The organism is Streptomyces sp. KR55 (assembly GCF_052245645.1).
Lineage (GTDB): Bacteria > Actinomycetota > Actinomycetes > Streptomycetales > Streptomycetaceae > Streptomyces > Streptomyces flavusporus.
The window spans coordinates 1-5448 of the sequence record NZ_JBQQCE010000578.1; the positions used below are offsets into that span (position 1 = coordinate 1).

7 protein-coding genes and 1 pseudogene are annotated in these 5448 nt (G+C 71.3%); 1 reads left to right on the forward strand and 7 read right to left on the reverse strand.

All coding sequences use genetic code 11. From position 1 onward, the window contains the following. The 4 genes from ACTWQJ_RS45700 to ACTWQJ_RS45715 all read right to left on the reverse strand — a co-directional run. Window positions 1-586: class I SAM-dependent methyltransferase (locus tag ACTWQJ_RS45700; protein ID WP_443312293.1), on the reverse strand; the 586-nt coding region annotated here is incomplete at its 3' end. A 73-nt stretch (window positions 587-659) separates the two neighbouring features. Next, the gene (locus tag ACTWQJ_RS45705; RefSeq protein WP_443312294.1) at window positions 660-1832 is read right to left on the reverse strand and encodes a GTP-binding protein; all 1173 of its coding nucleotides are present in this window, start codon (window positions 1830-1832) and stop codon (window positions 660-662) included. 6 nt (window positions 1833-1838) lie between these two features. After that, complete coding sequence (gene rpmF, locus ACTWQJ_RS45710; protein WP_067027990.1) at window positions 1839-2009, reverse strand: 50S ribosomal protein L32; 171 nt, start codon at window positions 2007-2009, stop codon at window positions 1839-1841. Between the two features lie 125 nt (window positions 2010-2134). Beyond that, window positions 2135-2488: a winged helix-turn-helix transcriptional regulator gene (locus ACTWQJ_RS45715; RefSeq protein ID WP_443312295.1), complete on the reverse strand. Its 354-nt coding sequence runs from the start codon at window positions 2486-2488 to the stop codon at window positions 2135-2137. A 143-nt stretch (window positions 2489-2631) separates the two neighbouring features. Here ACTWQJ_RS45715 and ACTWQJ_RS45720 point away from each other — a divergent pair, with 143 nt between their 5' ends. Then, the gene (locus ACTWQJ_RS45720) at window positions 2632-3282 is read left to right on the forward strand and encodes an FMN-dependent NADH-azoreductase (RefSeq protein WP_443312296.1); all 651 of its coding nucleotides are present in this window, start codon (window positions 2632-2634) and stop codon (window positions 3280-3282) included. Between the two features lie 66 nt (window positions 3283-3348). Here ACTWQJ_RS45720 and ACTWQJ_RS45725 read toward each other — a convergent pair whose 3' ends face one another. The 3 genes and pseudogenes from ACTWQJ_RS45725 to ACTWQJ_RS45735 form a co-directional block, all read right to left on the reverse strand. Beyond that, complete coding sequence (locus ACTWQJ_RS45725) at window positions 3349-3876, reverse strand: NUDIX hydrolase family protein (protein ID WP_385272239.1); 528 nt, start codon at window positions 3874-3876, stop codon at window positions 3349-3351. A 24-nt stretch (window positions 3877-3900) separates the two neighbouring features. After that, the gene (locus ACTWQJ_RS45730; RefSeq protein WP_443312297.1) at window positions 3901-5046 is read right to left on the reverse strand and encodes an amidohydrolase family protein; all 1146 of its coding nucleotides are present in this window, start codon (window positions 5044-5046) and stop codon (window positions 3901-3903) included. 1 nt (window position 5047) lies between these two features. Next, window positions 5048-5448: pseudogene (locus ACTWQJ_RS45735) on the reverse strand (glutamine synthetase); the annotation flags it as partial.

Below are 5448 nucleotides of genomic sequence, written 5' to 3' on the forward strand. Positions count from 1 at the left end.
GGGTGGCGATGATCCCGGGACCGGCGGTGTCCAGGGCGAGCAGCGCACCGGGGAAACGGTCGGCGAACAGGTCGACGACCCGGCGCACGTCCGCCCCGGGCAGGAAGGGCAGCACCGCTTCGGCGGCGAGGAAGCAGGGGCCGTCCGACTGCGCGGCGACGGAGTCGGCCCATGCCTCGTCCGTCACCGACGCGGCGATCATCGTGCGGCGGGCAGTGTCGGTGAAGAACGTCCGGCGCAGGTCGATCACGTCGGGCAGGTCGAGGTCGAACCAGCGGGCGCGGCCGGTGTCGACGCGCTCGTACCGGGTGTTGAGGCCCGTGCCGATCTCGACGACCGTGCCGCCCGGGTGTTCGGCCAGGAAGTCGGCCACCCACCGGTCGAACAGGCTGGTGCGCAGGACCGTGCCGATGAGGCTCGGTCCGTTGTCGAAGCGGGCGAAGTCGTAGTCGATCGAGGCCACGATCTCCTCGGCCCGGGCGTCGCGCAGTGCGGCGTCCTTCTTGCGGCTTTCCACCGCGCGTCCGTACAGCGGGATGAGCAGGGTCTCCTGAACCGTACCCAGACGTACACCGTGCTCTGTCATGGCAGTCTCCCGTTTCGGTGTCCGTACCGGGTCGGGCGGTGCCGTGGCTGCGTCCACCGCCCGACCCGGGGTCTCAGGTCCCCGCCATGGCGGCGGAGCGTTCGTGGTCGCAGGCGTCGTCGATGCCGTAGGTGTCCCAGGCGGGGAACGGGTCGTCGGACGGCGGTTCCTCGCCGTCGTGCATCAGGCACTCTGCCAGTGCGGTGTGCAGGGCGTCGGCCTTCAGCTCCGTACCGATGAAGACCAGTTCCTGAGCGTACGGGGCCTTCTCGTCGCGTGCGGCGGACGGCTCGAAGCGGGCGACGGAACCGGCCTGCGACCACAGGCCCGTCACCTGCGGGCGGCTCGCCAGGGTGAAGAAGCCCTTGGAGCGCAGAATCCGCCCATGGTCGCCGCCGTCCAGCTCCTCTGTCACGAAGGTCCACAAACGCCCGGGATGGAAAGGCAGTTCGGAGCGGAACACGGTCGAGGAGATGCCGTACTCCTCCGTCTCCGGAACATGGTCCCCGTTGAGCTCCCGGACCCAGCCCGGCGCCTGCTGGGCGCGCTCCAGGTCGAACAGGCCGGTGTCCAGGACCTGTTGGAGGTCGACCCGGCCGTGGGTGGCGGGGACGACGCGGGCGGCCGGGTTGAGGCGCGCCAGGGTCGCCCGCAGCCGGTCGGCGGTGGCGGCGTCCACCAGGTCGAGCTTGTTCAGCACGATGACGTCGGCGAACTCGACCTGGTCCATCAGCAGGTCGCTGACGGTGCGCTCGTCGTCCTCGTACTGGTCGAGGCCCCGCTCGACGAGTTCGTCGCCGCTCGCCAGCTCTGCCAGGAAGTTGGCCGCGTCGACGACGGTGACCATGGTGTCCAGGCGGGCCAGATCGCCGAGGGTGGCGCCGTCGTCGCGGGCGAACGCGAAGGTGGCGGCCACCGGCATCGGCTCGGAGATGCCGGACGACTCGATCAGCAGGTGGTCGAAGCGGCCCTCGCGGGCCAGCCGGTCGACCTCCTCCAGGAGGTCGTCGCGCAGGGTGCAGCAGATGCACCCGTTGGTCAGCTCGACCAGCCGCTCCTCGGTGCGCGACAGCGCGGCCTCGCCGCCGCGCACCAGCGCGGCGTCGATGTTGATCTCGCTCATGTCGTTGACGATCACGGCGACGCGCAGCCCCTCGCGACTGGCGAGGACGTGGTTGAGCAGCGTGGTCTTGCCCGCCCCGAGGAAACCGGACAGGACGGTGACGGGCAGTCGGCCGTACGGCATACTCGCTCAGCCCTCGGGGCGCAGCAGCCCGCGCTCGTACGCCTTGACCAGGTTCTGCGGCACGAGATGGCTGACGCCCTCGATCGTGACCGGCACGAGCTGCGGCGTGCTCGCCTTCCACTGGGCGCGGCGGTGGCGGGTGTTGCTGCGGGACATCTTCCGCTTGGGGACGGCCATCGGGATCCTTCCTGGGTGCGTTCGTCACTCCCCGGGGGGAGTGACACAGACGCTACATGAAAATGGATCCCATTACTAAGCGGGTCGGGCTCCTGTCCGCGGGGTCGGCCGGTCGAGCAAGTCGGCTAACAGGGTCCGCTGTCCGGCAGGTGCTTCTCGGCCCAGTCCCCGAGCTCCTTGAGGGCGGGTTCCAGGGCGGCCCCGGATTCGGTCAGCCGGTAGGAGACCCGTAGTGGCGGGCCCTCGTCCACCTCGCGCACGACGAGGCCTGCGGCGCCGAGCTCGGTGAGCCGGTCGGAGAGCATGCGCTCGCTGATCCCGGGGATCGCCCGGCGCAGGTCGGCGAAGTGGGCCGGCTGTTCCACGAGTACAGCCACGATCGGGCCGGTCCAGCGCTTTCCGAGCAACTGGAAGACGCGGGTGATGCCCTTGTCCACCCGCTTGCACGCCCCAGCGTCATGGCTCTGCTCGACTGTCATGCCTTCAGGGTACTGTGTCGCCGTACGGGGATGAAAAAAAGTAAGTCCCTGTGTTATTCATAGTTGCGCACGAAGAATTAGCACGGCGGGCGCCTCGCCGTCCCGCAGGCGCCGGCCGATTCACAGCTCATTGGAGATCCCTGATGGCCACGTTGCTGCACATCGACTCGTCCGTGTTCCCCGCGTCTGCCTCCGCGTCCCGGGCCGTGACGGAGACCTTCCGCAAGGCCTGGGAGGAGCAGCACCCGGAGGGCACGGTGATCTACCGCGACCTCTCGACCGAGCCCGTGCCGCACATCACCGCCGACGCCCACACGGCCGGGTTCGCCGATCCGGACGCGCACACGCCCGAGCAGGCGGCCGCCTTCGCCGAGCGGGTGAAGCTGATGGAGGAGCTGGAGCGGGCGGACGCGGTGCTGATCGGCGCCCCGATGTACAACTTCTCGATCCCGTCGACCCTCAAGGCGTGGCTGGACAACGTGATCCTCTTCGGCCGCACCGTGGGCGAGAACCCCTCCGCCAAGGGCACCCCGGTCACCGTCGTGGCCAGCCGCGGCGGCTCCTACGCGCCGGGCACTCCGAGGGAGGGCTACGAGTACGTCCAGAACTACCTGACGGCGATCCTCGCCGACATGCTCGCTCTCGACGTGGACTTCATCGTCCCGGAGCTCACCATGGCCCCGCAGAACCCGGCCATGGCCGAGCTGGTGCCGCTCTTCGAAGCCTCCCGTGAGCGCGCCCTCCAGGACGCGGCCAGCAAGGCGAAGACGCTCGCCGAGCGCCTCGCCGCGTAAGGGGGCCCGGTCCGGTGACGGCGCCCGGCGCCCGCGCGGTGTCGCTGCGGGTGTGCCGGGCGTCGTTCAGAACGCGAGACCGACGTGGGCGAGTGCCTGCTTGAGGAGTACGCCGTGACCGCCCGGCATCTCGCTCTGCACCGCCGGGGAGGCCGCCTCCTGCGGGCTGAACCACACCAGGTCCAGGGCGTCCTGACGCGGCCGGCAGTCGCCGGTCACCGGGACCACGTAGGCGAGGGACACGGCATGCTGACGCGGGTCGTGGTACGGCGTGATGCCCTGGGTCGGGAAGTACTCGGCGACCGTGAACGGCTGCAGGGAGGCCGGGACCCGGGGGAGTGCCACGGGGCCGAGGTCCTTCTCCAGGTGGCGCAGCAGGGCGTCGCGGACACGTTCGTGGTGCAGCACCCGGCCGGAGACCAGGGTGCGGCTGACCGTTCCGTCCGGTCCGATGCGCAGCAGCAGGCCGATGCTGGTGACTTCACCGCTGTCGTCGACGCGCACGGGCACCGCCTCGACGTACAGGATCGGCATGCGGGCGCGCGCCATCTCGAGCTCGTCGGTCGTCAGCCAACCGGGCGTGGTTTCGGTCATGTCAGACATTGCTTGATCATACTTTCAGGTGTCGTCGGAAAACCGGTAGACCCGGAGGGCGTTCTCCCGCCCCGCCCACTGTGCGATCCGCAGTGCGTCGGGCAGGCTCAGCTCGTCGGCGTCCACCCGTTCCCGCAGCAGTCCGGCGAGCCCCTGCCGGAAGGCCAGCGCCCCCAGCGGGAAGAACTCGGCCACACCGTAGGCGTCGGAGCTGTACAGCAGTTTGCGGAACGGGGTGATCTCCATCGCCTCGGCCAGGACCGCCCGGGCCCGGCCGGGACCGACGTAGTGCAGGGTGAGGCCGACGTCGAGGTACACCTGCTCGAACACGGCCGAAAGGTAGGCGGCCTGGCGCTGGTACGGCCAGCAGTGCAGGAGCAGGACCGGGACCGTGCCGGCGGTCAGGTGGAGCCAGTCGGTCAGGTGGGTGGGGTCCGCGCGGTGCAGCCGGATGTCGTTGTCCCCGAAACCGGTGTGCAGCTGGAGGGGGAGGCCGAGCTCGACGGCCGTCCACAGCAGGTGCCGTACGAGGACGGGGTCGTCCAGTCGCCCACCCCCTGTCGCCGACCAGCGCCGGGCCGCCTCGGTGACCTCCTCGGCCGTGGGCCGCGCCGGGTCCAGGTCGAAGCCCGTGCGGTACGCGGCCACCGACTTCACCGCCACCACACCCGGCCGCCGCACCGCCGCCCGCGCGGCCGCCCGGAACGTCTCGGCGTACTCGTCCGGCTCGACGCCCGCCACCGCGACCGCCTCGGCGACGCTCTCCAGCCGTACGACCTCATGCGCGACGGCGCCGCCACCGGCGGCCCCGGCCAGCTCCCCCAGTGTGGTGAGGCCGTCCGGGGCGTACCCGGTGTCGACGCAGAACACCTCCGTCCCCGCCGCGGACAGGAACCGCCGGTTCACCTCCGCCGCGCCGAGCTCGGTCCGGCGGGCCAGGTAGTCCTCGGCGGGGGCGTGCCGCGGCAGGTCGAGCAGGGGTGCGCAGTGGCGGCGGAGGGCGACGCCGACGGGACTGTCGAAGGGGGACATGCCCGGCCACACCTCGCCCTCGGTGATCAGCGACTCGAAGCGCCGCATGGTCACATCCCCGGTGACCACGCCGTGGCAGTGGTGGTCCACGAGGGGCAGCGCGGCGAGCGCCTCCTCGATGGGGCCGGTGCCGCTCATGTCAGTACACCCAGCGGTACGCCGCCGCCACCCGGGCGTCGTCCAGTCCGGCGACGGAGGCGATCTCCCCGCGCCGTACGGCGGTCACCGCATCGGCCAGGACCGGTCCCAGCGCGGCCCGCAGCCGCTCGTCCCCGGTGAACTCCGCGACGGCCTCGTCCAGCGACACCGGCAGCCGGCGCACACCCCGGGCCGCCGCCTCCTCGGCGTCGAGCCGTGCCGGATCCCCGCTGGTCTCCTCGGGCAGCGCCGCGGACGTGGACAGGCCGTCCAGCCCGGCGGCGATGACGCAGCCGAGCGCCAGATAGGGGTTGGCGGCCAGGTCGACGGGCTTCACCTCCAGGTTGGCCGCCTGGTCGCGCAGCCCCGCCGTGCCCGTGATGACCCGCACCGCGGTCTCCC

Bases quoted from the DNA above. Each gene is read 5' to 3' on its own strand.
- ACTWQJ_RS45705 (WP_443312294.1), bottom strand. From the start codon at position 1,832: ATGCCGTACGGCCGACTGCCCGTCACCGTCCTGTCCGGTTTCCTCGGG.
- rpmF (WP_067027990.1), bottom strand. From the start codon at position 2,009: ATGGCCGTCCCCAAGCGGAAGATGTCCCGCAGCAACACCCGCCACCGC.
- ACTWQJ_RS45725 (WP_385272239.1), bottom strand. From the start codon at position 3,876: ATGACCGAAACCACGCCCGGTTGGCTGACGACCGACGAGCTCGAGATG.
- ACTWQJ_RS45715 (WP_443312295.1), bottom strand. From the start codon at position 2,488: ATGACAGTCGAGCAGAGCCATGACGCTGGGGCGTGCAAGCGGGTGGAC.
- ACTWQJ_RS45720 (WP_443312296.1), top strand. From the start codon at position 2,632: ATGGCCACGTTGCTGCACATCGACTCGTCCGTGTTCCCCGCGTCTGCC.
- ACTWQJ_RS45730 (WP_443312297.1), bottom strand. From the start codon at position 5,046: ATGAGCGGCACCGGCCCCATCGAGGAGGCGCTCGCCGCGCTGCCCCTC.